This is a genomic window from Rhodococcus oxybenzonivorans (assembly GCF_003130705.1).
Lineage (GTDB): Bacteria > Actinomycetota > Actinomycetes > Mycobacteriales > Mycobacteriaceae > Rhodococcus_F > Rhodococcus_F oxybenzonivorans.
Genome location: NZ_CP021354.1, coordinates 2,426,898 through 2,450,349, shown reverse-complemented (window position 1 = coordinate 2,450,349; position 23,452 = coordinate 2,426,898). Strand labels below are relative to the sequence as shown.

Here is a 23,452-nt window from a genome sequence, read left to right as displayed (position 1 = left end):
CTCCGCCGGGGCCGCAATTTCCGACTCGGAATCAGCAGTTCGACGGCGCCGGAATCCCCGCGAACCGGTCACCGAGGTAACTGAACGCCCGCCCCACACCGAGCACGGTGGCGGTGCCGTGGTCGGCGCCCGGGATCACGTCGAACTGAACCCTCGCGCCCTGCGCGCAGTACTTGTCGACGGTCTCGCGTACCGGCCCGATGTTTACCAGGGGATCCGCACTGCCGTGCCAGACGTACATCGGCGTTCTCGGCACGCCCGGGTACAGCTGCACACTGTTCTCGTCCATAACACACCGTCCCGAGGGATCGGTGAGGATGCTCGGACCGTCGGTGAGTTCGGCCAGCGGCATGCCGGCACCGGCAGCGAGGATCGAATCGGGCACAGATTGCTCATCCGGTCGCGGAGCTCGAGACCCTCGTCGTTGAGGCCGTTTCCCAGGGGCGAGCGCGTCGGGTACTCGCGTTCGAGTCCGATGGCGGCCGCGAAACCCAGACCGAAGGCGTCCGAGGGGGCGCCGCCCAACCGGTCGGCCAATTCGCCGATGTTCACCGGGGTACCGCCCTGGGCTGCGCCCACGATGTCGAGCTCGGGCGAGTAGGTCGGCGCGAGTGCCGTCGCCCAATTAGTTGCCATGGCGCCACCGGAGTATCCCGCCAACCCCACCGGGCCGACGCCCAGACCGGTCCGCGGCAGTCGCTGCGCTGCCCGGATGCCGTCGAGGACCGCAACCGCCAGGGCGGCGGACATCGAACCGATGATCTTGCGCAGTACAGACTTCATCCGGGCTCCCTGTACGGGTGGTGCGAGCGCTCTCGCACCGTATTCGTAGCACCGGAGCGGGCGGATTGGTCCGTTTCTCGTCAGCCCCAGCTCGCTTGCGCTCCCAGGCTGGCCTTGTCTACGCGTTCGAGCCTGCTCTCGGTGTACGAGGCGATCTGATCGACGATCACCCGGACCCGCGCGGAATCGTCGCCGGCCTTGTCCCAGGCAGGCAACAGCAGGGGGTCGAGTCCCGCCGGAGCGGTGGCCAGGAGCCATTCGGCCACTCGGTGAATGCGGTCGCGCTGCCGCTCCTGCCGCGCCTTGTGACCGGAGTCGGACATCACGTAATACAGCGCAACGGTTTTCAGAAGGGCCACTTCGGAGGCCACCACCGGGGGGATCACCAGGTCCGCGTCGTACCGGGCCAGCGGCTCGTCCCCGTTGACCTTCCGCGTGCCGCTGATCGCGGCGGTGGCGAAACGGCCGACCAACTCGCTGGTCAGATTCTTCAACGCGACGGCGCTGGTCAGCGTGCCGTCGTAGCTGCCCACCTCCACCACTACAGGCAGGAGGCTGAGCCGATGCGCCGCCTCGACGAGGTCGTCGACGACCAGCCCGGGGAACTCGGAGACACCCAGTTCCGCCAGCGCCCGCTGTTCCACCGGGTCGGCGAGCGAACGCAGATCGATGCGCCCAGCGATCACCCCGTCCTCGACGTCGTGAACCGAATACGCCACGTCGTCGGCCCAGTCCATCACCTGCGCCTCGAGGCACCGACGATTCTCCGGTGCGCCCTCGCGCACCCAGATCAGTACTTCGGCGTCGTCGTCGTAGGCCCCGAATTTGGCACCCGGCCGGGGCCTCGTCCACGGATACTTGATGGCCGCATCCAGCGCCGCGCGCGTGAGGTTGAGTCCGGCGCTGGCGCCCGAGGGATCGAGGACCTTGGGTTCGAGGTTGGTCAGGATTCGCAGATTCTGGGCGTTACCTTCGAAGCCGCCGCAGCTCGCCGCGACCTCGTCGAGTGCCTTCTCACCATTGTGTCCGTAGGGCGGGTGGCCGATGTCGTGCGCGAGCCCCGCGAGATCCACCAGATCGGGGTCACATCCGAGTCCGTCCGCAATTCCCCGCCCGATCTGTGCGACCTCGATCGAATGAGTCAACCGGGTACGGGGTGTGTCACCGTCCCTCGGTCCCACCACCTGTGTCTTGTCCGCGAGCCGGCGTAACGCAGCGGAGTGCTGCACGCGAGCGCGGTCCCGGGAGAAATCGGAGCGGTGCTGGGCCGCGGCGATCTGGCTCCCCGGCAGACCGGCCCGTTTGGGCGGCTCGGAGACGCGCCGTGCGACGTCGTGAGTCGAGTATCCGGCCATCATTGTCCTGCCGTGTAGGGGAAGTCCGCGGAGAAGTGGGTGAGCTGGTACCAGATCAGGGCCCCGGTTTCCCGCGCTATCCCGTGTAGCTGGGATTCGCGCGTGAAGACGGCCGGGCCCTGCCGGGTGGGCGCAGTCCAGGCATCGAGTCCGGCGTCGCGCGCCATCGTGCGGGTGCGCAGTGAATGCCAGGGGTCGCTGACCAGGACCGCCGAGTTGATGCCCTGCTCCCCCATGGTCTCGCTGACGGCCTCGATGCTCAGCAGGGTGTCGGACCCCTCCTCGACTGCGGTGATGCTATCGGCGGGGACCCCGCGCGACATCAGGTAGTTCTTACCCGACGCCGCCTCCGTGTACTCGTCGCCCTCCTGCTTCCCGCCCACGGTGATGACCTCGGGAGCCACGCCTTGTTCGTACAGCTTGTAGGCCTGTTCGAGTCGGGCCTCGAACACCGACGACGGGGTCCCCGAGTACTGCGCGGCTCCCAGGACGACGATGGCGTCGGCGCTGGAGACGTCGTCGATCCGCGCCACCTGCCACACCCGGACTGCCGTGCCGAACACGAGGGCGACGGCGATCAGGACCACTCCGACGATCACCCGGCGGGTCCACCGCGCGAACGTGCCGACGAAACCCAGACGCGCCTCGGCGCGCGGCAGGTCGTGGCGTTCACGGCTCGGTGCAGTATTCACTCCCCGATTCTGCCAGCTGCCGTCGAACTGTCCCGCTGACGACTCGCCACACCGGATAGATTTGCTGCCATGCCAGTCGCATCGCCACTCGAGCAGTTGCCGTCGTCCCGCCGACGAATCCTCGCTCCACCTGCTCGACGGTTCTCGGTCCTGGGTGCGGTCGCAGCCGTCCTCGGTGTGGTGACGATCCTGTGGGGACCGGCGGTCGCGTCGGCCGATGCACCCTTCCGGTTGCCCACTCAGGTGACGGACAACGTGGGCGCGCTGGACGAGGATCAGCGAACCGAGGTCGAGGCCGCGATCGATCAGCTCTACGACGAGCACAAGGTGCGGTTGTGGGTGGTCTATGTCGCCGACTTCGACGGTCTCGGCGCAGGACCGTGGGCCGATCGCACCGCGCAGGCCTCCTCGCTCGGCGACCGGGACGCGCTGTTGGCTGTCGCCACCGTCGACCGCGAATACGCTCTCATCGCCTCGGACGGCCTCGAGGAAATATCTTCCAATGAAGCGGAGAGCATCCGGGTCGACGCCGTCGAACCCGCTCTGCGCGAGGATGACTGGGCGGGTGGCGCCATCGCCGCGGCGGGCGGTCTCGGCGATGCGATAAGCGCGAGCGGCGGAATGTCGGTGCGCACGCTGCTCATCGGCGGCGGCGTGGTGGCGGCAGGCGTCGGCGGAATTGTCCTGTACTCCCGCAAGAAGAAGAACGACCGGGCTGCGGACGCTGTCGCGGCCGCGAGGAACATCGACCCCGAGGACACCGACGCACTTGCCGCCCTGCCGCTGCCCACGCTGGACGAGCGGGCCAGGGAAATTCTGGTCGACACGGACAACGCGCTGCGCACCAGCCGCGAAGAACTCGACCTCGCCCGGGGCGAGTTCGGGGAGCAGTCGACCGCGTCGTTCGCCACGGCGTTCGAGAAGGCGCAGGCGGCGCTGGCCGCCGCGTTCACCGTCCGTCAACGACTCGACGACGCGATTCCCGAGACTCCCCAGCAGCAGCGAGAGATGCTGATCGACATCATCTCCTCCTGCGGCCGGGCAGACCGGGAACTCGACGAACGGGTTCAGGAGTTCGACGGTCTGCGAAATCTCCTGATCAACGCACCCGAGCGACTCGACGCGCTGACCCGCGACATCGTCGCGGCAAGCGTCCGCATTCCGGAGTCCACCCGCACACTCGAGGCACTGCACACCCAGTTCCCGGCCGAGACGCTGGCGTCCGTCGCGGCCAATGTGACGATGGCGCAGGAACGGCTGGCGTTTGCGGAGCAGGCAGTGAGCGAGGCGCGGGACACCATCGCCCTGCCGCCGGGAAAGCAGGGGCCGGCCGTGTCGGCGATCCGCAGTGCCGAGGGCGCACTCGAGCAGGCCCGGACGTTGCTCGACGCCGTCGATCACGCAGCCGACAACATTCGCCACGCGATCGCCGCCCTGCCCGCGGCGATCACCGACCTCGAGAACGGGGTGGCCGCTGCCGCCCAGTTCACCGAGCAGGGTGGACCCCCGCTCGAATCGGCGCGGGACGCCGCCCAGGCAGCGCTCGCATCGGCACGCACCTCGAAAGATGCCGACCCGCTCGGCACCTTCACCGCGATCGTCAAGGCAGACGCCGAACTCGACGCCGTCCTGGCAGCAGCCCAGGAATCCCACCGACAGAGCGAACGCGCGCAGCAGCGTCTCGACCAGAACCTGGTGGCAGCGCAGTCACAGGTGACCGCGGCCTCGGATTTCATCGGCACCCGGCGCGGTGCGATCGGTGCGAAGGCCAGGACCCGGCTCACCGAGGCCCAGCGTCATCTCGCCGCCGCGCGTCAGCTCCGCGAGACCGATGTCTCCGGCGCCCTGCAGCATGCGCAGGCCGCGTCGACTCTCGCCGTCGACGCCCTGAATTCTGCCCGAAACGACGTGCAGGACTGGGAACTTCGGCAAGGCGCCGGGCCGGGGGCCGGCGGGAACCTCGCCGGGGCGGTCCTCGGCGGAATCCTGATCGACAGCGTCATGCGGGGCGGATTCAGCGGCCGCGGCAGCTGGGGAGGCCGAGGCTCCCGTGGCGGTTTCGGTGGTGGCGGTTTCGGGGGTGGGCCGGGCTCCTTCGGTGGTCCGCGCAGCTCGGGCCGAATCAGCGGAGGCGGCCGCTTCTGACCTTCCGCGGCCTACTCGACGTCGCTGCACGAGCGGGCACCAGCCGACCCGAACAGGGCCACCGCCAGTCCCAGAAAACCTGCGCTCCCGATCAGCAGCGCACCGCATACCAGCACATCACTCATCAATGCCCCCGTTTCGTCTGAGGCAATTACAACAGATCCCCGGTTGCGGTCGGGAATCGACCGCAACCGGGGAACTGCTCACCCTGCTCGTCTTCCGGATCAGCAGCCCAGAAGGCGCTGGGCCAGGTAGCCCTCCACCTGATCGAGCGCGACACGCTCCTGAGCCATCGAGTCACGCTCACGGACGGTGACCGCATGATCCTCGAGGGTGTCGAAGTCGACGGTGATGCAGAACGGCGTACCGATCTCGTCCTGACGACGGTAACGGCGTCCGATGGCGCCGGCATCGTCGAACTCGACGTTCCAGTTCTGACGAAGCGTCGCGGCCAGATCCTTCGCCTTGGGCGTCAGATCGGCATTGCGGGACAACGGCAGCACCGCGGCCTTCACCGGCGCGAGGCGACGGTCCAGCCGCAGCACCGTGCGCTTGTCGACGCCGCCCTTCGCGTTGGGTGCCTCGTCCTCGGTGTAGGAGTCGACGAGGAAGGCCATCAGCGACCGGGTGAGGCCGGCGGCGGGCTCGATGACGTACGGCGTGTACCGGTCACCACTGGCCTGGTCGTAATAGCTGAGGTCGGTGCCCGAGTGCGTCGAGTGCGTCGACAGATCGAAGTCGGTGCGGTTGGCCACACCCTCGAGCTCGCCCCACTCGCTGCCCTGGAAGTGGAACCGGTACTCGATGTCCACGGTCCGCTTGGAGTAGTGCGACAGCTTGTCCGCGGCGTGCTCGTACAGGCGCAGGTTGTCCTTGTTGATACCCAGGCCCGTGTACCAGTCCATGCGGTAGTCGATCCAGTACTGGTGCCACTCCTCGTCCTCACCGGGCTTGACGAAGAACTCCATCTCCATCTGCTCGAACTCGCGAGTGCGGAAGATGAAGTTGCCGGGGGTGATCTCGTTGCGGAAGCTCTTACCGATCTGGCCGATGCCGAAGGGCGGCTTCTTACGCGACGTGGTGAGCACGTTCGCGAAGTTGACGAAAATGCCCTGCGCCGTCTCGGGCCGCAGGTAGTGCATTCCCTCTTCGCTCTCGACCGGGCCGAGATACGTCTTGAGCATCATGTTGAAGTCGCGGGGCTCGGTCCAACGCCCCACCGTGCCGCAGTCGGGGCAGGCAATGACGTCCATGGTGACGTCGTCGGGGTTATCGAGACCCTTCTTTTCCGCGTACGCCTCCTGCAGGTGATCCTGACGGTGGCGTTTGTGGCAGTTGAGACACTCGACCAACGGGTCGTTGAACACGCCGACGTGGCCGGACGCCACCCATACCTCCCGCGGAAGAATTACCGACGAGTCGAGACCGACGACGTCTTCGCGGCTGGTGACCATGTTGCGCCACCACTGCTTCTTGATGTTGTCCTTGAGTTCGACACCCAAGGGGCCGTAATCCCAGGCCGACTTCGTGCCCCCGTAGATCTCACCGCACGGATAGACGAGGCCACGACGCTTGGCCAGGTTGACGACGGTTTCGACTTTGGATTTCGGTGCCACTCGAGTGCTCTCCATCTGGGTAATAGATGCATGGTTTACGTGCAGTTTTCGGCTCCTAGCCTATCTGCCCGTTTCCGTCCGGTTCACCCGCCTGGTTGACATGCGAATTCATGCATATCAAAATGGAATCGATTTGCAATAAGATGGGCGACGAGCTGACCGAACGTGCTCCCCGACCATTCTGTCGCTTCGTGTCCGGCATACCGAAGGAGATCCGCTGTGAGCGTGACCGATACCGGCGATCTTCATCCGTTCGACACCGCACCGCCCGCGCCTGTGCCGTCGAAGGAGACGTTGGTTGCGGCAGGTGACATTCTGCGCGCGCTCGCTGCACCGGTCCGCATCGCCATCGTGCTGCAACTGCGCGAATCGGAGCGCTGCGTGCACGAACTCGTCGGGGCGCTGGGAGTCACCCAGCCGCTGATCAGCCAGCACCTTCGCGTCTTGAAGGCTGCCGGAGTGGTGCGCGGCGAACGCACCGGGCGCGAGGTTCTCTACCGGCTCGTCGACGACCACCTCGCACACATCGTCGTGGACGCCGTCGCGCACGCCGAGGAAGGATGAGAATGTCGACCCAGAACGCCGAGCATCGCAAACCTGTGGTCGTCGGAGTGCGCGCCACCAAGCAGCGCAGTGCGATCTCCGCCCTCCTCGACGACATCGAGGAATTCCGCTCGGCACAAGAACTCCACGACGAACTCCGTAAACGTGGAGAAGGCATCGGTCTCACCACCGTCTACCGCACGCTGCAGACGCTGGCCGATGCCGGGACGGTCGACGTCCTGCGAACGGACACGGGTGAATCGGTGTACCGCAGGTGCTCGTCGGGGCACCACCATCATCTCGTGTGCCGCAGTTGCGGCTACACCGTCGAGGTCGAAGGACCCACCGTGGAACAGTGGTCGCAGTCGATCGCCGACGATCACGGATTCTCCGACGTCAGCCACACCATCGAGATCTTCGGCGTCTGCAAGGACTGCAACGCGCCGCGGTGAGCGTCAGGGAATCAGTCCCTGACGAGCCGTGTCCGCCCCGGACAGGGCCAGCAGCAACATCGTGGTCAGGGCCTCGTCCTCGAGGCCGGCGGCGGGGAACGTGTAGCGCAGGATGACGTCGGCGAGTCTGCCGTGTCCGAACACGGCGATCGAGCCGAACTGGAGGGCGCTGTTTCGTTCGGCCACCTTCTTGTGCAGTGACGCACTGACGGGGCGATCCCAGGCGAGGACACAGGTCATCGACAACACGTCCAGTCCCTCGGTCAGGGTCATCGCACTGATCGAGCACAGCGCTCCGGCGTACTCGAAACTGAGCGAGCCGTCGTCCGCCCTGTCGACCGTGGCGAAATGAGCGAGTGCATTCTCGGCGCGCGCCAGAAGTGCCGGCGCTCCGTCGGCCGTCACTTGACGCCACCGAATCTGCGGTCCCGAGAGGCGTATTCGACGCAGGCCGCCCACAAATCGCGCCGGTCGAAGTCGGGAAACAGCTTCTCCTGATAGACCATTTCCGCGTACGCGGACTGCCAGATCAAGAAATTGGACGTTCGTTGCTCACCGGACGGCCGCAGGAACAGATCGACATCCGGCATGTCCGGTTCGTCGAGGTACCGGGCCACCGTCGCCTCGGTGATCTTCTCCGGATCGAGTTGTCCCGCCGCAACCCTGCGTGCGATTTCCTTCGTCGCATCGGCGATCTCGGCGCGACCACCGTAGTTGACGCACATCGTCAGGTTCATCACCGTGTTGTGCTTCGTCAACTCCTCGGCGATCTCGAGTTCCTTGATCACGCTGCGCCACAACCGTGGTCGGCGTCCCGCCCAGCGCACGCGCACACCCATCTCGTGCATTTCGTCGCGGCGCCTGCGGATCACGTCCCGGTTGAAGCCCATCAAGAAGCGGACTTCTTCGGGACTGCGTTTCCAGTTCTCCGTCGAGAAGGCATACGCCGACAGCCATTCGACACCCATCTCGATACAGCCGCAGACCGCGTCCATCAGCACGGCTTCGCCGCGTTCATGGCCCGCAGTCCGGGGCAGTCCCCGTTCCTGCGCCCAACGGCCGTTCCCGTCCATGACCAGCGCGATGTGCCGAGGTATCAGTTCGGTCTGCAGGCCCGGCGGCCGAGCCCCCGACGGATGCGGGTCGGGCGGCCGAATGTGGCGTTCGGCCGCACCGTCAAGCGGAGTTCGAGGTTCGCGTCGTCGAATCACGGTCCCCATCCTGCCTGACCGAATTCTCCGGCCCGACGGCCGGATGCGGACGGGACCGTTCGATCAGGGGAAGGGTGCGCAGCTGTCGTTCGAGATGCCACTGCAGGTGCGCGGCGACCAGTCCGCTGGCCTGACTGCGCAGCGGCGCCGCCACATTCTCGGTTTCTGCCCAGTTCCCACGGAACAGCGCGTCCATCAGTGCGAGCACCCCGGGAGACGGGGTGGCCGCACCGGGTGGGCGGCAGTGGGTACACACCGCGCCCCCAGCGGACACGTGGAATGCCCGGTGGGGTCCGGGTGCGCTGCACCGCGCACACTCGTCGAGTGCAGGTGCCCATCCTGCGTAACCCATGGCCCTCAGCAGGAAGGCATCGAGAATCAGCTCACACGGCCGATGGTGTTCGGCGACGGCGCGCAGCGCACCCACCGTCAGGCGGTGCAGTTGCAGCGCGGGAGCGCGCTCTTCACCGGCCAGTCGTTCGGCGGTTTCGAGGATTGCACACGCCGTGGTGTACCGGGAGTAGTCGTCGACGATGTCGGTGGCGAACGCATCGACAGTTTGCACCTGGGTGACGATGTCGAGGTTTCGGCCCGGATACAACTGCACGTCGATGTGCGCGAACGGCTCGAGCCTGGCCCCGAACTTGGACTTGGTGCGGCGCACCCCCTTGGCCACCGCGCGCACCAGACCGTGCTGGCGGGTGAGGAGTGTGACGATACGGTCGGCCTCGCCCAGCTTGTGCTGGCGCAGGACCACCGCATTGTCTCGATACAGCCTCACCGGTCCAGTGTCCCATGTCGGTAGGCGCTCCGCGCCCGTGAGTGGTTGACGAGCCTCAGGACTCGTTAACCACTCACGGGCGGCGCAGCCGCCTAGAAGCCCAGGCGGCCCAATTGCTTCGGGTCGCGCTGCCAGTCCTTGGCGACTTTGACGTGCAGCTCGAGGAAGATCCGGGTGCCCAGCAACTTCTCGATCTGCAGGCGGGCCTTGGTCCCGACCTCCCGGAGCCGGGCGCCACCCTTCCCGATGACGATGCCCTTCTGGCTCGGGCGTTCGACGTACAGCAGGGCGTGCACGTCGAGCATTTCGCCCTGCTTTTCGGTGCGCCCCTCGCGGGGGATCACTTCCTCGATGACCACCGCAAGAGAGTGCGGCAGTTCGTCGCCGAGGCCCTCGAGCGCCGCCTCACGGATGAGTTCGGCCATCAACGTTTCTTCGGGTTCGTCGGTGAGCTCGCCGTCCGGGTAGAACGCGGGCCCTTCCTCCATCTTGGAGGCGAGCACGTCCACCAGGACCTCCACCTGCTCACCCGACGCAGCCGAGACCGGCACGACGTCGGATTCCGGTCCGAGCATCTGGGACACGGCCAGCAGCTGCTGCCCGACCTTGTCCTTGGTGACCTTGTCGATCTTCGTCACAATGCCGATGAGCGTCGTCTTCGGCGCGATCTGGCGAACCTGCTGCACGATCCACCGGTCGCCGGGACCGATCTTCTCGTCCGCGGGAATGCACAGGCAGATCACGTCGACCTCGGAGTAGGTGTCGCGCACGAGGTCGTTGAGGCGCTGACCGAGGAGCGTCCGGGGCCGGTGCAGCCCCGGGGTGTCGACGAGGATCAACTGCGCGTGCTCGCGGTGCACGATGCCGCGAATCGTATGCCGGGTCGTCTGCGGACGCGAAGACGTGATCGCGATCTTGCTGCCCACCAACGCGTTGGTGAGTGTGGACTTGCCCGTGTTGGGCCGCCCGACGAAACAGACGAATCCGGAACGGAATTCGGGTTTACTCATGCTTCTCCTCGATCACGGATCCATCGGTTCGCGCGAAGACGATCGCCGCCTGCGCACTGACTTCGTGTAGTGCGGCGATGCCGGGGTCGTCCGGGGCTGCGCCGATCAGGACAGCCGCTTCGAATCCTTCGGCGCCGCTCGACACCGCCGCGGCGACGGCCGCCTGCAGAGCTGTCAGCGACAACGCGGCCAAGGTGACGGCGCCTGCGGCGTAGGTGCGGCCGTCGAGGTCGCGGACGGCAGCGCCCTGCCCGCTTCCGCTGCGGCCCAGGGCTCCCCGCGCAAGCACGATCAGCTTGGCGTCCTCGGTATCGAGTTCAGGCATCGTCGCTCTCCCGTTCGCGTTCGTCGTCGTGATCGTCTTCCGAGATGGGGGCGCGTTGCACGAAGACCGTACTGATCCGCACCCGGCCCCGCACGTCGGGGGAGCCCTCGCCGCGCAGGATCAGCCCCTCCGACACGACCTCGGAGCCGGGAAGGGGCACCCTGCCGAGTTCGTATCCGATCAACCCGCCGACGGTCTCCACCTCATCGTTTTCGAGTTCGAGTCCGAACAGTTCGCCGAGATCCTCGATGGGCAGCCGCGCCGACACCCGGTACATACCGTCACCGAGGTCCTCGATCGGCGGTGTCTCGTCCTGGTCGTACTCGTCGGCGATCTCCCCGACGATTTCCTCGATGACGTCTTCGATGGTGACGAGCCCGGCGACTCCGCCGTATTCGTCCACCAGCACCGCCATGTGGTTGCGGTCGCGCTGCATTTCGGCGAGCAGGCTGTCCAGTGGTTTGGAATCCGGCACGAACACGGCCGGGCGCATCACGTCGCCGACGCGGACGCTGCGCCCACCGTCACGCGAGTGGTACGTCTGCTGGACCAGGTCTTTGAGGTAGACCACCCCGAGGACGTCATCGACGTTGTCGCCGATCACCGGGATCCGCGAGTGACCGCTGCGGACGGCGAGGGACGTCGCCTGTCCGGCGCTCTTGTCGCTCTCGATCCACACCATCTCGGTGCGCGGGACCATCACCTCACGGGCCGAGGTGTCGCCGAGTTCGAACACCGACTGAATCATGCGCCGCTCCTCGTCGGCCACCACGCCACGCTCCTGCGCCATGTCGACGAGTTCCCGAAGCTCGATCTCGGAAGCGAAGGGGCCGTTGCGGAAACCACGGCCCGGCGTGATCGCGTTACCGATGAGGATCAACAGGCGGCTGATCGGGCCGAGGAGGGTACCGATGACCTGCAAGGGGAACGACGCGATGAGCGCTATCGAGTAGGCGTGCTGACGGCCGAGTGTGCGCGGGCCGACGCCGATCACCACATAGTCGACGAGCACCATGACGATGGCGGTGACCGTGAGGGCCCACACCGGTTCGAGGAGGTCGATCAACCCGCCGACGAGCACCACAGTGGCGGTGATTTCACACAGGATGCGAAGCAGCACCATGAGATTCACGTAGCGTGGGCGATCCGACAGGATGCGGAGGACCCGGTGGGCGCCGGCCCGATCCTCCTTGGCCATCTCCTCGACGCGCGCCGACGAGATGGTGTTGAGTGCGGAGTCGACGGCGGCGAACACACCGCCGAGGGGGACGAGAACGATCGCGAGGACGATCAGCGCGATGGCGCTAGTCACAAAGAACCCTTCACGTCGCGGTTACTGATCCGGCGAGTCGAAGAACCCGGCCTTGCCGAGCAACTTCTGATCGCGGGCAGCGAGTGCCGCGTCCCGTTCGGCGCGGCGAAGGTCCTCGTACCACTCTTCGAGGAGCTGGTTCTGCAGGCCGAACATTTCTTTCTCTTCCTCGGGCTCCGCGTGGTCGTAGCCCAGAAGGTGCAGCACTCCGTGGACGGTGAGCAGCGCGAGTTCGTGGGCCAGCGGGTGACCGGCCTTGTCGGCCTGATCCGCTGCGAAGGACGGGCACAGCACGATGTCGCCGAGCATCGACGGTCCGGGGTCCGGCGCATCCGGCCGACCACCCGGCTCGAGCTCGTCCATCGGGAAGGACATCACGTCGGTGGGGCCCGGCAGGTCCATCCACCGCATGTGCAGGTCCGCCATGGTGGCCGAGTCCACGAGGACCATCGACAACTCGGCCGCGGGATGGACATCCATCCGTGCGATCACGAAGCGGGCAACGCTGATCAGCTCCTCTTCGGAGACGTCCATGCCCGATTCGTTCGAGACTTCGATGCTCATGTGTGTCGCTTCCTCCTGGTTCCGGCGACACTCACCCTACCGTCGCGGAGAACGCGAGTGCGCCGCTCTCCGCTGTGCGCGGTTTCCGAGCTCCACCTTGCCGTCGCGGTCCGCCTCGAAACGCTCGTAGGCGTCGACGATGTCGGATACCAGCCGGTGCCGGACCACGTCGCTGCTGTTCAGCTCGGCGAAGTGGATGTCGTCGATGTCGCCGAGGATCTCGCTGGCGGCTCGCAGGCCCGATCGCGCACCTCCCGGCAGGTCCACCTGGGTGACGTCACCGGTGACGACCACTTTGGAACCGAAGCCCAGCCGGGTGAGGAACATCTTCATCTGCTCGGCGGTGGTGTTCTGTGCCTCGTCGAGAATGATGAACGCGTCGTTCAGCGTACGACCGCGCATGTACGCGAGCGGCGCGACCTCGATGATGCCCGACTGCATCAGTTTCGGGATTGCCTCGGGGTCCATCATGTCGTGCAGCGCGTCGTGCAGTGGCCGCAGGTAGGGGTCGATTTTCTCGTGCAGCGTGCCGGGCAGGAATCCGAGCCGCTCGCCCGCCTCGACCGCGGGGCGGGTGAGGATGATCCGCGACACCTGCTTGGTCTGCAGCGACTGCACGGCCTTCGCCATCGCCAGGTACGTCTTGCCCGTGCCGGCGGGGCCGACACCGAAGACGATCGTGTTGGCGTCGATCGCGTCCACGTACCGCTTCTGATTGAGTGTCTTGGGTCTGATGGTCTTGCCGCGCCGCGACAGGATGTCGAGAGTGAGAACCTCGGCGGGGGACTCGCTCAACCCCTGGGTCAGCATCCCGACGGTGCGCCGCACCGCATCGGGTGCGAGCGGCTGTCCCCGGCCCACGATGGCGGCGAGCTCGGTGATCACGCGCTCGGCCAGGGCAACGTCCCCGGGTTTTCCGGTGAGTGTGACCGCATTGCCGCGTACGTGGATGTCTGCATCCAGGATCCGCTCGAGAGCTCGCAGATTCTCGTCGGCAGAACCGAGGAGGGGCGGGACCGTTTCGGGTGGGAGATCGATACTCGAACGCACGGTGCGTTCCGCCGGGCGCGTGGCGCCGAACGTCTCGCCATTCTGGTCTTGTTCGCTCACGTGAGGTATATGGCCTACTTCCGGTTCCCGGCGATTCACGGCGGTCGCCGTGCTCTCCGCAGTCTATCGCTCGCAGGTCAGCGCGCCCACCCGATTACGTGACAACACAGGCATGATCGGCGACGGCGGCGGGGAAACGTCACCCGTCGACCGGACCGGTCAACAGCGCATGCCGCGAGATCTTCCAACAGTCGGTCTCGGGATTCAGGAAGGCGTAGTGGTCTTCACCCTCGACGACATGCAGCGCGATCGGGTCCCCGGCCGCCCGCGCGGCCTCGCTGTACCGCACACTCACCTTCGCAGGCACTTGCACGTCCTCCGTGCCGTGCACGCAGACGACCGGTACGCCGATCGGAATCCGGTGGTAAGGAGACGCCGAGCGGTAGCGCTCGGGATCGTCGCCGAAGGGAACGCCGAGAAGGTCCTCGATGTACCCGATACGCCGCCCACGCTCCGCCGCCGACGCGAGGTCGAGCGCCCCGGCCTGTGCCACCACCATGTCGGGCCGCACCGCGGTGTGCGATTGGCCTGCGAGCCACACGGCCAGCTGTCCCCCGGCCGAGTGCCCGACCACCCGAACGCGAGACAAGTCGAAGGCCACCGGTGACTGCTCGGCGACCGGACCGGCGATTGCCTCCAGCGCGGCGACGACGTCGACGGACATCTCGTCCCACGTCCCACCCGCACCCAATCTGCGGTACTCGATGTTCCAGACCGCGACTCCGTGCCGCGCCAGATCGACCGAGAAGCTCGTTCCCAGGTTGAGGTGGTACTTGCCGCTCCAGAACCCGCCGTGCACGACCATCACCACGGGGACGGGACCCTCGACCGGCTCCTCGGGGGCGTAGAAGTGCCCGAACTGCTGCGGTTCAGTGCCGTAGGCGATACGAATGCGGTCCACGGCCAGTCAGATTAATCGGCGACGAAGACGCAGCGTCAGGCGATGGGGGCGGCGCCCCAGCGGTCCGTGAGCACGCCGAGGGCCCCGAGGGCGACCGCGGCTGCCGTGGAGGTCCGCAAGACGTGCGGTCCCAGCAGTACGGGAACAGCGCCGGCCTCCGTCAACGAGGCGACCTCGTCGTCGGCGAGGCCGCCCTCGGGTCCAACGACGAGCACAATCTCTGCGGCCGAACGCAGTGGCAGTTCGGCGAGACCCTGTGTGGCCGCTTCGTGCAGCACCGCGACGACTCCGCCGCGGCCCACCACCTCACGCACGACGGCGAGCATTCCGGCGGTGCGGTGCAGCTCCGACACCTCGGGCACGATCGCCCGCCGCGACTGCTTGGCGGCGGCCAGTGCGGCGCTACGCCAGCGGGCGACGCCCTTCGCCACCTTGGGACCCTCCCACTTGGCCACGCACCGCGACGACTGCCAGGGAATGATCGCATCGACACCGGCCTCGGTGGCGAGTTCGACGGCCAGCTCCGAGCGGTCCGCCTTCGGCAGTGCCTGGATCACCGTGACCGTGGGGGACGCCGCAGATACCTGACGACGCTCGTGGACGGTGAGTTCGAGCCGGTCCTTTCCGGCTGCGGTGACTTCGGTGTCTGCGAGGCCGCCGCGTCCATCGGCGAGGACGATCCGCTCACCGACACCGATTCGGCGCACGGTGGCCGCGTGCCTGCCCTCGGGGCCGTCGAGCACCGCGGTCTGCCCGACCTCGGGCAGGGGGTCGAGGAAGAAGACGGTGGCCGCCACCGTCAGCGGCCGCTGAACGCTTCGCGCAGACGGGAGAACAGCCCGCCGCTGTGTTGCGACTGGGTGGAGACGACCTCGGCGACGTCCCGGTCACGCAGATCGCGCAGCTCGCGGAGAAGCTTGGCTTCCTTGTGGTCGAGGCGCGAGGGCACGACGACCTCGAGGTGCGCGTGCACGTCGCCGCGTACACCGGAGCGCAGCTTCGGCATGCCGTGTCCGCGCAGGACCGTCACCGACCCGGGCTGGGTGCCGGGTTCGATGACGATGTCCTTGGGGCCGTCGATGATGGTGTCGATGGTGACCGTGGTTCCGAGCGCGGCGTCGACCATCGGAACCCGGACGGTGCAGTGCAGATCTTCGCCGTCGCGGACGAATACCTCGTGTGCCTGCTCGACGACCTCGACGTACAGGTCACCGGCCGGACCACCGCCGGGGCCGACCTCGCCCTGCGCGGCGAGCCGGATCCGCATACCTCCGGCGACGCCGGCAGGGACCTTGACGGTGATGTCGCGGCGGGCGCGCACGCGGCCGTCGCCGCCGCACTTGTGGCAGGGATCCGGAATGGTTTCGCCCGCGCCGCGGCACGTCGGACACGGACGGGAGGTCATCACCTGACCGAGGAACGAACGCTGGACAGACTGCACTTCACCGGCACCGCCACACGTCTCACAGCGCACGGGCTTGGAGTTTCCGTTGGTGCCGGAGCCGGTGCAGCTGTCGCACAGGATCGCCGTCTCGACCGCGACCTGCTTGCTCACGCCGGTCGCGCATTCGGCCAGCGTCAGACGGGTGCGCAGGAGGGAGTCCGCTCCGGGCTGCACCCGGCCGCGGGGACCGCGTCCCGCGCCACCTCCGCCACCGAAGAACGCTTCGAACACGTCGCCGAGGCCGCCACCGAAACCGCCTCCGAAGCCGGCACCCGCACCACCACCGCCGGAGGACAGCGGGTCGCCACCGAGATCGACGATGCGCCGCTTCTCCGGGTCGGACAGCACCTCGTAGGCCGTCGAGATCTCCCGGAACCGAGCCTGCGCCGACTCGTCGGGGTTCACGTCGGGATGCAGTTCCCTCGCAAGCTTGCGGTAGGCGCGCTTGAGCTCCTGGTCGGTCGCCTTCTGGTCGACGCCGAGCGTTGCGTAGTAATCCCGTGCCACGTTGAGTCTCTCGTCCTTCTCTACTTCGTCATCTCGCTATTGATCCGTCTTCGCGTCCCCGGCTCCCGTCGAGCTCATGGGTCCGGCGGTTACCGCTCGGCGAGTACCTGGCCGATGTATCTGGCAACGGCTGCCACCGACGCGATTGTTCCCGGATAGTCCATTCGGGTAGGTCCGAGCACTCCCATGCCGCCGAGCACGGTGCCGGCGGCGCCGTAGCCGGTGGAAATGACCGAGGTGCCGCGCATCTGCTCCACCTGTGTTTCTTCGCCGATCCGCACGGTGACGGTGCCGGCATCCTGGGTGGCGGCCAGCAGTTTCAGGACCACCACCTGCTCCTCGAGCGCCTCGAGGACGGCCCGCAACGAACCGGGCAGCCCGCTGATACCGGTGAAATCGGCGGCGTTGCGGGTGAGGTTCGCCGTGCCGCCGAGCACCAGTCGCTCCTCGGGATGTTCGACGAGCGTTTCCACGAGCACGGTGGCCGAACGGACCACGGCGTCGCGGAGGTCTTCGGGCGCCTCTTCGGCGAGTTCCGACACGGCGATCGACGCCGCCGCCAGCCGCTTGCCTTCGAGAGCGCCGCCGAGGAGCCTGCGCAGTCGTGCGAGGTCTTCGTCGTCGAGGACGTCACCGAGTTCGACGATGCGTTGATCGACGCGGCCGGAGTCGGTGATCAGCACCAGCAGCAGCCGAGCGGGTGTCAGGGCGACCACCTCGAGATGGCGAACGCTCGACGCCGAAAGTGTGGGATATTGCACAACCGCGACCTGCCGCGTCAGTTGCGCGAGGAGCCGCACGCCCCGCCGGAGCACGTCGTCCAGGTCGACACCCGACTCGAGGAACTCCAGGATGGCGCGCCGTTCCGCGGTCGACAAGGGCTTCACTTCGGCGATGCGGTCCACGAACTGCCGGTAACCCTTGTCCGTGGGCACGCGGCCGGAACTCGTGTGCGGCTGGGCGATGTATCCCTCGTTCTCGAGGAAGGCCATGTCATTGCGCACGGTGGCGCTGGAAACCCCCAGGTTGTGCCGCTCGACCAGCGCTTTGGACCCCACGGGCTCCTGTGTGGAGACGTAGTCGGCGACGATCGCGCGTAGAACCTCGAAACGTCTGTCGTCAGTACTCGACACCGCCATCCACCTCCAGTTCTCGATCATCACGAATACGGCCCTCACCGAACCGGGTTCGGTGAGGCCCTCACGTCCCCTGAGCTCCGTGCGTAGGCACGTGCATCGCGGCTCGATCCAGTCTAATCGTCCGGACGCCCGCACCCGTCGAGGCCTTACTGTGGTGACCGGAAGTCGCGCATCGGTGACCAGCTGGATATTCGGGCGTCGATGAGCGCACGGCACGACTACGGGCGGATGACGAGGCGATGATTTTCAAAGGTGTCATGGACGGCAAGCCCTACCCGGACCACGGTCTGTCGCTGCGCGACTGGTCCAAGATCCCGCCGCGGCAGGTTCGACTCGACGAAATCGTCACCACGACCAAGGTTCTGGAACTCGACCGGCTGCTGTCCGAGGATTCGACGTTCTACGGCGACCTCTTTCCGCACGCCGTGCAGTGGCATGGGGTGCTGTACCTCGAGGACGGACTACACCGGGCGGTGCGGTCGGCCCTGCGGAACCGGGTGGTGCTGCACGCGCGGGTGTTCGACTACGACGAGATGCCAGGGATCGTGACCGCCTGATCGCGGCCCGGCTACCGGAGAACGGTCCTGACCACGGCATCGGCGAGGAGCCGTCCCCGATCGGTCAGCACCAGGTGGTCGCCGTCTCGCAGCAGAAGCCCGTCCTTCACTACTGCGTCGGCGGAGCGGCGTTCCCCGGAGTCGAGCTCGGCGACCGGCAGGCCTGTCCGCAACCGTGCGGTCAGCATCACCCGTTCGAGGTGGCGATCCTCGTCGGTGAGGTGTTCACTTCCGCCGACCGGTAGCGATCCGGCCGCGAGCTGCTCGGCATAGCGGGCCGGGTGTTTGACATTCCACCAGCGCACGCCCCCGACGTGACTGTGGGCGCCCGGGCCGGCTCCCCACCAGTCACCGCCGTCCCAGTACCCCAGGTTGTGCCGGCATTCCGCTCCGCTCACAGCCCAGTTCGACACCTCGTACCAGGTCAGGCCGGCGTCGGCGAGGCGGGCGTCGATACGTTCGTAGCGCGATGCCAGCACGTCGTCGTCCGGTGCGGGCAGTTCACCTCGACGGACTTTCCTGGCCAGCGCGGTACCGTCCTCGACGATCAGCGCGTAGGCCGAGACGTGGTCGACCCCCGCCGAGAGCACCGCATCCAGCGAGAGGTCGAGGTCCTCGTCGCGTTCGCCCGGTGTGCCGTAGATGAGGTCGAGGTTGACGTGCTCGAACCCGGCGGCCCGCGCTTCGAGGGCGGCGGCGACCGCCCGACCGGGAGTGTGCGTCCGATCGAGCACTTTCAGGACGTGCTGGGCTGCGGACTGCATGCCCAGCGAGACGCGGGTGTACCCGCCTGCGCGGAGCCGGTCGAAGAACTCCGGCGATGTCGACTCGGGGTTCGATTCCGTGGTGACCTCGGCGCCATCGGCCAGCCCGAAGCTCGCGCAGACGGCGCCGAGGACGTCGGCCAAACCGTCACCGCCCAGCAGTGAAGGGGTACCGCCGCCCACGAACACCGTGTCGACGGCCGGCGCCCCGGTCAGCTCCGCTGCCGCGTCGAGTTCGCGGCGCAATCCCTCCATCCACGACTGCGGGGACGCCGACGTGCCGAGTTCACCGGCCGTGTAGGTGTTGAAATCGCAGTAACCGCAGCGTGTGGCGCAGAACGGAACGTGGATGTAGATGCCGAACGGACGACTTCCCACACCGGCGAGAGACCGTTCCGGCAGCACGAAGGGGCCCGCCTCGCGCAGACTGCCGGGGGTCGTACTCGTTCCGCTCACTCCTCCAGTGTCCACGGTGTTGCGTCGCGCGATTCCACGGGCCGTGTCACCTCCCGACCGACCGGAAGAAATGCGCGCAAGCGTGATATTTCCCGCAAAAATGGTGGAAATCGGTCCCCGGCTCGGAGTCAGCGATCTGACGTGGCACAATGGACCGCATGACCGGACCCGGAGTGCGACTGGTGGCACGTCGCCACGTCGATCTCAAGCGTGTCTGCAGCTGTTGTTGTCTGCCCTGCTGCGCGCAGTAAACCAGCCTGTCAGCCCGTTCATCATTCTTCTCGACTTCCGGCCGGATTCGTACGCCCCGAGCGAGGAACAGCGTTCCTCCTCGGCCTCAGCCGGTGCACCGTGAGACACAGGAGTGCTCCATGACGTCGACCACCGACGCCTCCCCCGCTGCCACCGACGCAGCTCCCGCGCCCACTCGCACCCGCACGGCGAAGCCGACCCGCCGACGGGCCGAGGGACAGTGGGCCCTCGGCTACCGCGAGCCGCTCAACGCCAACGAGCAGGCGAAGAAGGACGACAACCCGCTCAACGTCCGGGCACGCATCGAGAACATCTACTCGAAGCAAGGTTTCGACAGCATCGACAAGAGCGACCTGCGTGGCCGCATGCGCTGGTGGGGTCTTTACACCCAGCGCGAGCAGGGTTACGACGGCACCTTCACCGGTGACGAGAACATCGACCTGCTCGAGGCCCGGTACTTCATGATGCGGGTGCGGTGCGACGCCGGCGCACTCAACGTCGAACAGCTCCGCACCATCGCCGGTATCTCCACGGAGTTCGCCCGCGACACCGCCGACCTCTCGGACCGCGAGAACGTCCAGTACCACTGGATCGAGGTCGAGAACGTGCCGGAGATCTGGAAGCGCCTCGAAGGTGTCGGTCTCAAGACCACCGAAGCGTGCGGCGACTGCCCGCGCGTGGTGCTGGGTTCGCCTCTCGCCGGTGAGTCGCTGACCGAGGTCCTCGATCCCACGCCCGCGATCGACGAGATCGTCCGCCGCTACATCGGCAAGCCCGAGTACTCCAACCTGCCGCGCAAGTTCAAGACCGCCATCTCGGGTCAGCAGGACGTGGTCCACGAGATCAACGATGTCGCGTTCATCGGTGTCAACCATCCGGAGCACGGTCCCGGCCTCGACCTCTGGGTCGGCGGCGGACTGTCCACCAATCCCATGCTCGCGCAGCGCGTGGGCGTGTGGGTGCCGCTCGACGAGGTCGCCGACGTCTGGGAAGCCGTTGTCTCGATCTTCCGTGACTACGGCTACCGCCGGCTGCGCGCCAAGGCCCGGCTCAAGTTCCTCGTGAAGGACTGGGGTATCGAGAAGTTCCGTGAGGTGCTCGAGACCGAGTACCTGAAGCGCAAGCTGATCGACGGCCCGGCGCCGGAGAAGCCGCTGCGTCCCATCGATCACGTCGGCGTGCAGAAGACCCGCAACGGCCTCAATGCCGTCGGGGTCGCGCCCATCGCCGGCCGTGTGTCGGGCACCATTCTCGCGAAGGTCGCCGACGCTGCCGAACGCGCCGGCAGCGACAAGATCCGCTTCACGCCCTACCAGAAGCTGATCATCCTCGACGTCGCCGACGACAAGCTCGACCAGCTGATCGCCGACCTGGACGAGGTGGGTTTGCCCGCTCGTCCGTCGCACTGGCGCAAGAACCTGATGGCTTGCTCGGGCATCGAGTTCTGCAAGCTGTCGTTCGCGGAGACGCGCAAGCGCTCGCAGGTGCTGGTTCCCGAACTCGAGCAGCGGCTGGCCGACATCAACGCGCAGCTCGATGTGCCAATCACGATCAACATCAACGGCTGCCCCAACTCGTGCGCCCGTTCCCAGGTCGCCGACATCGGATTCAAGGGAATGCTCGTCGACGACGGCGAAGGCAACCAGGTGGAGGGCTTCCAGGTCCACCTCGGTGGCAGCCTCGGTTTCGATGCAGCTTTCGGCCGGAAGCTCCGGCAGCACAAGGTCACCAGCACCGAACTCGGTGACTACATCGATCGCGTCGTCCGCCAGTTCGTGAAGCATCGCAACGAAGGTGAGCGCTTCGCGGAATGGGTCGTTCGAGCTGACGAAGGAGACTTGCGGTGAATCTCGCCACAGCCACACACGACGATCTCCGGCTCCTAGCCGAGCGCGGAGCATCAAATCTCGAAGGTGCCACCGCGCACGAGCTGCTGCAGTGGACCGAAGAGACGTTCGGGGACGGCGCGAGCGACGCGACGGGGTATCGGAACAGCTACATCGTCGCGTCGAACATGCAGGACGGTGTTCTGGTCCACCTCGCCGCCCAGGTTCATCCCGGCGTGGACGTGCTGTTCCTCGACACCGGCTATCACTTCGCGGAGACCATCGGCACCCGCGATGCCGTGGAGCAGGTGTACGGGGTCAACATCATCAACGCCCGCGCCGAGGCCAGCGTGGCCGAGCAGGACGTGGCGGAGGGCAAGGATCTGTTCGCCCGTGAGCCCAACCGGTGCTGCGCACTGCGCAAGGTCGCGCCGCTGAAGAAGACTCTCGCCGGTTACAAGGCCTGGGTCACCGGCATCCGGCGGGTCGAGGCCCCCACGCGGGCCAACGCGCCGCTGATCTCGTTCGACGAGGCGTTCGGTCTGGTGAAGATCAACCCGATCGCCGCGTGGTCCGACGAAGACATGCAGGCCTACATCGACGAGCACTCGATTCTCGTGAATCCGCTTGTCGACGAAGGTTATCCGTCCATCGGGTGCGCTCCGTGCACCAGCAAGCCAGCCCCCGGCAGCGATCCGCGCAGCGGCCGCTGGGCCGGTCAGGCCAAGACAGAATGCGGGTTGCACGCCTCATGAGCATCGATTTCTCCACCTCCGTTGCCGACACGGGCGTTCGCCCGCAGTTGAACGGCACTCAGTTCGACACACTCGACGCACTCGAGTCGGAAGCGATCCACATCTTCCGTGAGGTCGCCGGCGAGTTCGAACGCCCGGTCATCCTCTTCTCGGGTGGCAAGGACTCGACGGTGCTGCTGCATCTGGCCATCAAGGCGTTCTGGCCTGCACCGCTGCCCTTCGCCCTGCTGCACGTCGACACCGGCCACAACCTGCAGGAGGTGCTGGACTTCCGCGACCACGTGGTCTCGAAGTACAACCTGCGCCTGCACGTCGCGAAGGTCGAGGACTACCTGGCCGACGGTCGCCTCACCGAACGTCCCGACGGGATCCGCAACCCCCTGCAGACTGTGCCGTTGCTCGACGCGATTGCCGAGAACCGTTTCGACGCCGTCTTCGGTGGCGCTCGCCGCGACGAAGAACGCGCCCGGGCCAAGGAGCGCATCTTCTCGCTGCGCAACGCGTTCGGCCAGTGGGACCCGAAGAAGCAGCGCCCCGAACTGTGGAACCTGTACAACGGCAAACACTCCCCCGGTGAGCAGGTCCGTGTGTTCCCGCTCAGCAACTTCACGGAACTCGACATCTGGCGTTACATCGCCCGCGACAATGTCGAACTCGCCAGCATCTACTACGCCCACCAGCGTGCGGTGTACCAGCGCGACGGCATGTGGATGACCCCGGGCGTGTGGGGCGGTCCGACCGAAGGCGAGGAACTGCAGACCTTGTCGGTGCGATACCGCACTGTCGGTGATGGATCGACCACCGGCGCAGTCCTTTCCGACGCCGCCGACAACGAGGCGATCCTCGCCGAGGTCGCGGCATCCCGATTGACCGAGCGCGGCGCAACACGCGGCGACGACCGAGTTTCCGAAGCGGCCATGGAAGACCGCAAGCGAGAGGGCTACTTCTGATC

General features: G+C 66.8%; 26 protein-coding genes. 8 read left to right on the top strand and 18 right to left on the bottom strand.

Annotation, left to right across the window (positions count from 1 at the left end; all coding sequences use genetic code 11):
* Positions 1–31: 31 nt before the first annotated feature.
* The 4 genes from CBI38_RS40015 to CBI38_RS11745 form a co-directional block, all read right to left on the bottom strand.
* Positions 32–289 (bottom strand): lipase family protein, encoded by a 258-nt coding sequence (locus tag CBI38_RS40015; RefSeq protein ID WP_250645717.1) that lies wholly within the window; start codon positions 287–289, stop codon positions 32–34.
* Positions 205–783, bottom strand: a complete 579-nt coding sequence (locus CBI38_RS11755) for a lipase family protein (RefSeq protein WP_250645716.1) — start codon at positions 781–783, stop codon at positions 205–207. The genes CBI38_RS40015 and CBI38_RS11755 overlap by 85 nt, the downstream gene beginning before the upstream one ends.
* Positions 784–863: 80 nt before the next feature.
* Entirely contained in the window at positions 864–2,138 is a 1,275-nt protein-coding gene (locus CBI38_RS11750; protein WP_109329034.1) for a deoxyguanosinetriphosphate triphosphohydrolase, read from the bottom strand.
* Positions 2,138–2,830 carry a YdcF family protein gene (locus CBI38_RS11745; RefSeq protein ID WP_109329032.1) on the bottom strand — a complete coding sequence of 231 codons (693 nt, stop codon included), beginning with the start codon at positions 2,828–2,830 and terminating at the stop codon, positions 2,138–2,140. Before CBI38_RS11745 ends, CBI38_RS11750 begins: the two co-directional genes overlap by 1 nt.
* Positions 2,831–2,899: 69 nt before the next feature.
* On the opposite strand from CBI38_RS11745, the gene CBI38_RS11740 reads away from it, so the two are divergent.
* Entirely contained in the window at positions 2,900–4,975 is a 2,076-nt protein-coding gene (locus CBI38_RS11740) for a TPM domain-containing protein (RefSeq protein ID WP_109329030.1), read from the top strand.
* A 224-nt stretch (positions 4,976–5,199) separates the two neighbouring features.
* Here the strand turns inward: CBI38_RS11740 and CBI38_RS11735 are convergent, their stop codons facing one another.
* Entirely contained in the window at positions 5,200–6,591 is a 1,392-nt protein-coding gene (locus CBI38_RS11735) for a glycine--tRNA ligase (RefSeq protein ID WP_109329028.1), read from the bottom strand.
* Positions 6,592–6,810: 219 nt separating this feature from the next.
* On the opposite strand from CBI38_RS11735, the gene CBI38_RS11730 reads away from it, so the two are divergent.
* Together CBI38_RS11730 and CBI38_RS11725 are read left to right on the top strand one after the other, a co-directional pair.
* On the top strand, positions 6,811–7,155 hold the full coding sequence (locus CBI38_RS11730) for an ArsR/SmtB family transcription factor (RefSeq protein WP_109329026.1): 345 nt from the start codon (positions 6,811–6,813) through the stop codon (positions 7,153–7,155).
* A gap of 2 nt (positions 7,156–7,157) precedes the next feature.
* The gene (locus CBI38_RS11725; protein ID WP_109329024.1) at positions 7,158–7,586 is read left to right on the top strand and encodes a Fur family transcriptional regulator; all 429 of its coding nucleotides are present in this window, start codon (positions 7,158–7,160) and stop codon (positions 7,584–7,586) included.
* A gap of 3 nt (positions 7,587–7,589) precedes the next feature.
* On the opposite strand, the gene CBI38_RS11720 is transcribed toward CBI38_RS11725, so the two are convergent.
* The 12 genes from CBI38_RS11720 to hrcA all read right to left on the bottom strand — a co-directional run bounded on the left by CBI38_RS11720 (position 7,590) and on the right by hrcA (position 17,884).
* Entirely contained in the window at positions 7,590–7,991 is a 402-nt protein-coding gene (locus CBI38_RS11720) for a hypothetical protein (protein ID WP_109329022.1), read from the bottom strand.
* A complete protein-coding gene (locus tag CBI38_RS11715) occupies positions 7,988–8,797 on the bottom strand; it encodes an isoprenyl transferase (RefSeq protein ID WP_109329020.1) in 810 nt (269 codons plus the stop codon). Before CBI38_RS11715 ends, CBI38_RS11720 begins: the two co-directional genes overlap by 4 nt.
* Entirely contained in the window at positions 8,763–9,578 is an 816-nt protein-coding gene (gene recO / locus CBI38_RS11710; protein ID WP_109329018.1) for a DNA repair protein RecO, read from the bottom strand. The genes CBI38_RS11715 and recO overlap by 35 nt, the downstream gene beginning before the upstream one ends.
* A 92-nt stretch (positions 9,579–9,670) precedes the next feature.
* A complete protein-coding gene (gene era / locus CBI38_RS11705) occupies positions 9,671–10,588 on the bottom strand; it encodes a GTPase Era (protein WP_109329016.1) in 918 nt (305 codons plus the stop codon).
* Positions 10,581–10,913 (bottom strand): cytidine deaminase, encoded by a 333-nt coding sequence (locus CBI38_RS11700; protein ID WP_109329015.1) that lies wholly within the window; start codon positions 10,911–10,913, stop codon positions 10,581–10,583. The genes era and CBI38_RS11700 overlap by 8 nt, the downstream gene beginning before the upstream one ends.
* Positions 10,906–12,225, bottom strand: coding sequence for a hemolysin family protein (locus CBI38_RS11695; protein WP_109329013.1), 1,320 nt, complete (start codon positions 12,223–12,225; stop codon positions 10,906–10,908). The genes CBI38_RS11700 and CBI38_RS11695 overlap by 8 nt, the downstream gene beginning before the upstream one ends.
* Before the next feature lie 21 nt (positions 12,226–12,246).
* Positions 12,247–12,789, bottom strand: a complete 543-nt coding sequence (gene ybeY / locus CBI38_RS11690) for an rRNA maturation RNase YbeY (protein WP_109329011.1) — start codon at positions 12,787–12,789, stop codon at positions 12,247–12,249.
* 36 nt (positions 12,790–12,825) lie between these two features.
* Complete coding sequence (locus CBI38_RS11685; protein ID WP_109329009.1) at positions 12,826–13,899, bottom strand: PhoH family protein; 1,074 nt, start codon at positions 13,897–13,899, stop codon at positions 12,826–12,828.
* A gap of 139 nt (positions 13,900–14,038) precedes the next feature.
* Positions 14,039–14,800 (bottom strand): alpha/beta hydrolase family protein, encoded by a 762-nt coding sequence (locus tag CBI38_RS11680; protein ID WP_109329007.1) that lies wholly within the window; start codon positions 14,798–14,800, stop codon positions 14,039–14,041.
* Positions 14,801–14,835: 35 nt separating this feature from the next.
* Positions 14,836–15,597 (bottom strand): 16S rRNA (uracil(1498)-N(3))-methyltransferase, encoded by a 762-nt coding sequence (locus tag CBI38_RS11675; protein WP_109329005.1) that lies wholly within the window; start codon positions 15,595–15,597, stop codon positions 14,836–14,838.
* Positions 15,598–15,599: 2 nt separating this feature from the next.
* The gene (dnaJ, locus tag CBI38_RS11670) at positions 15,600–16,751 is read right to left on the bottom strand and encodes a molecular chaperone DnaJ (protein ID WP_109329003.1); all 1,152 of its coding nucleotides are present in this window, start codon (positions 16,749–16,751) and stop codon (positions 15,600–15,602) included.
* Positions 16,752–16,840: 89 nt separating this feature from the next.
* Positions 16,841–17,884, bottom strand: a complete 1,044-nt coding sequence (gene hrcA / locus CBI38_RS11665; RefSeq protein ID WP_109335011.1) for a heat-inducible transcriptional repressor HrcA — start codon at positions 17,882–17,884, stop codon at positions 16,841–16,843.
* Positions 17,885–18,129: 245 nt separating this feature from the next.
* Between hrcA and CBI38_RS11660 the strand changes: the two genes are divergently transcribed.
* The gene (locus CBI38_RS11660; RefSeq protein ID WP_005261240.1) at positions 18,130–18,447 is read left to right on the top strand and encodes a type II toxin-antitoxin system VapB family antitoxin; all 318 of its coding nucleotides are present in this window, start codon (positions 18,130–18,132) and stop codon (positions 18,445–18,447) included.
* Positions 18,448–18,458: 11 nt separating this feature from the next.
* Here the strand turns inward: CBI38_RS11660 and hemW are convergent, their stop codons facing one another.
* The gene (hemW, locus tag CBI38_RS11655; RefSeq protein ID WP_204164912.1) at positions 18,459–19,667 is read right to left on the bottom strand and encodes a radical SAM family heme chaperone HemW; all 1,209 of its coding nucleotides are present in this window, start codon (positions 19,665–19,667) and stop codon (positions 18,459–18,461) included.
* Between the two features lie 149 nt (positions 19,668–19,816).
* Between hemW and CBI38_RS40575 the strand changes: the two genes are divergently transcribed.
* From CBI38_RS40575 to cysD, 4 genes are all read left to right on the top strand, one after another.
* A complete protein-coding gene (locus CBI38_RS40575) occupies positions 19,817–19,918 on the top strand; it encodes an Ms4527A family Cys-rich leader peptide (protein ID WP_374433888.1) in 102 nt (33 codons plus the stop codon).
* Positions 19,919–20,038: 120 nt separating this feature from the next.
* Complete coding sequence (locus tag CBI38_RS11645; RefSeq protein ID WP_109329001.1) at positions 20,039–21,766, top strand: nitrite/sulfite reductase; 1,728 nt, start codon at positions 20,039–20,041, stop codon at positions 21,764–21,766.
* The gene (locus CBI38_RS11640) at positions 21,763–22,500 is read left to right on the top strand and encodes a phosphoadenylyl-sulfate reductase (RefSeq protein WP_109328999.1); all 738 of its coding nucleotides are present in this window, start codon (positions 21,763–21,765) and stop codon (positions 22,498–22,500) included. The genes CBI38_RS11645 and CBI38_RS11640 overlap by 4 nt, the downstream gene beginning before the upstream one ends.
* A complete protein-coding gene (gene cysD, locus CBI38_RS11635; RefSeq protein ID WP_109328997.1) occupies positions 22,497–23,450 on the top strand; it encodes a sulfate adenylyltransferase subunit CysD in 954 nt (317 codons plus the stop codon). The genes CBI38_RS11640 and cysD overlap by 4 nt, the downstream gene beginning before the upstream one ends.
* Positions 23,451–23,452 lie beyond the last annotated feature (2 nt).

Bases quoted from the DNA above. Each gene is read 5' to 3' on its own strand.
- CBI38_RS11700 (WP_109329015.1), bottom strand. From the start codon at position 10,913: ATGCCTGAACTCGATACCGAGGACGCCAAGCTGATCGTGCTTGCGCGG.
- CBI38_RS40575 (WP_374433888.1), top strand. From the start codon at position 19,817: ATGGACCGCATGACCGGACCCGGAGTGCGACTGGTGGCACGTCGCCAC.
- CBI38_RS11755 (WP_250645716.1), bottom strand. From the start codon at position 783: ATGAAGTCTGTACTGCGCAAGATCATCGGTTCGATGTCCGCCGCCCTG.
- cysD (WP_109328997.1), top strand. From the start codon at position 22,497: ATGAGCATCGATTTCTCCACCTCCGTTGCCGACACGGGCGTTCGCCCG.
- CBI38_RS40015 (WP_250645717.1), bottom strand. From the start codon at position 289: ATGGACGAGAACAGTGTGCAGCTGTACCCGGGCGTGCCGAGAACGCCG.
- era (WP_109329016.1), bottom strand. From the start codon at position 10,588: ATGAGTAAACCCGAATTCCGTTCCGGATTCGTCTGTTTCGTCGGGCGG.
- CBI38_RS11660 (WP_005261240.1), top strand. From the start codon at position 18,130: ATGATTTTCAAAGGTGTCATGGACGGCAAGCCCTACCCGGACCACGGT.
- CBI38_RS11645 (WP_109329001.1), top strand. From the start codon at position 20,039: ATGACGTCGACCACCGACGCCTCCCCCGCTGCCACCGACGCAGCTCCC.
- CBI38_RS11725 (WP_109329024.1), top strand. From the start codon at position 7,158: ATGTCGACCCAGAACGCCGAGCATCGCAAACCTGTGGTCGTCGGAGTG.
- CBI38_RS11740 (WP_109329030.1), top strand. From the start codon at position 2,900: ATGCCAGTCGCATCGCCACTCGAGCAGTTGCCGTCGTCCCGCCGACGA.
- ybeY (WP_109329011.1), bottom strand. From the start codon at position 12,789: ATGAGCATCGAAGTCTCGAACGAATCGGGCATGGACGTCTCCGAAGAG.
- CBI38_RS11750 (WP_109329034.1), bottom strand. From the start codon at position 2,138: ATGGCCGGATACTCGACTCACGACGTCGCACGGCGCGTCTCCGAGCCG.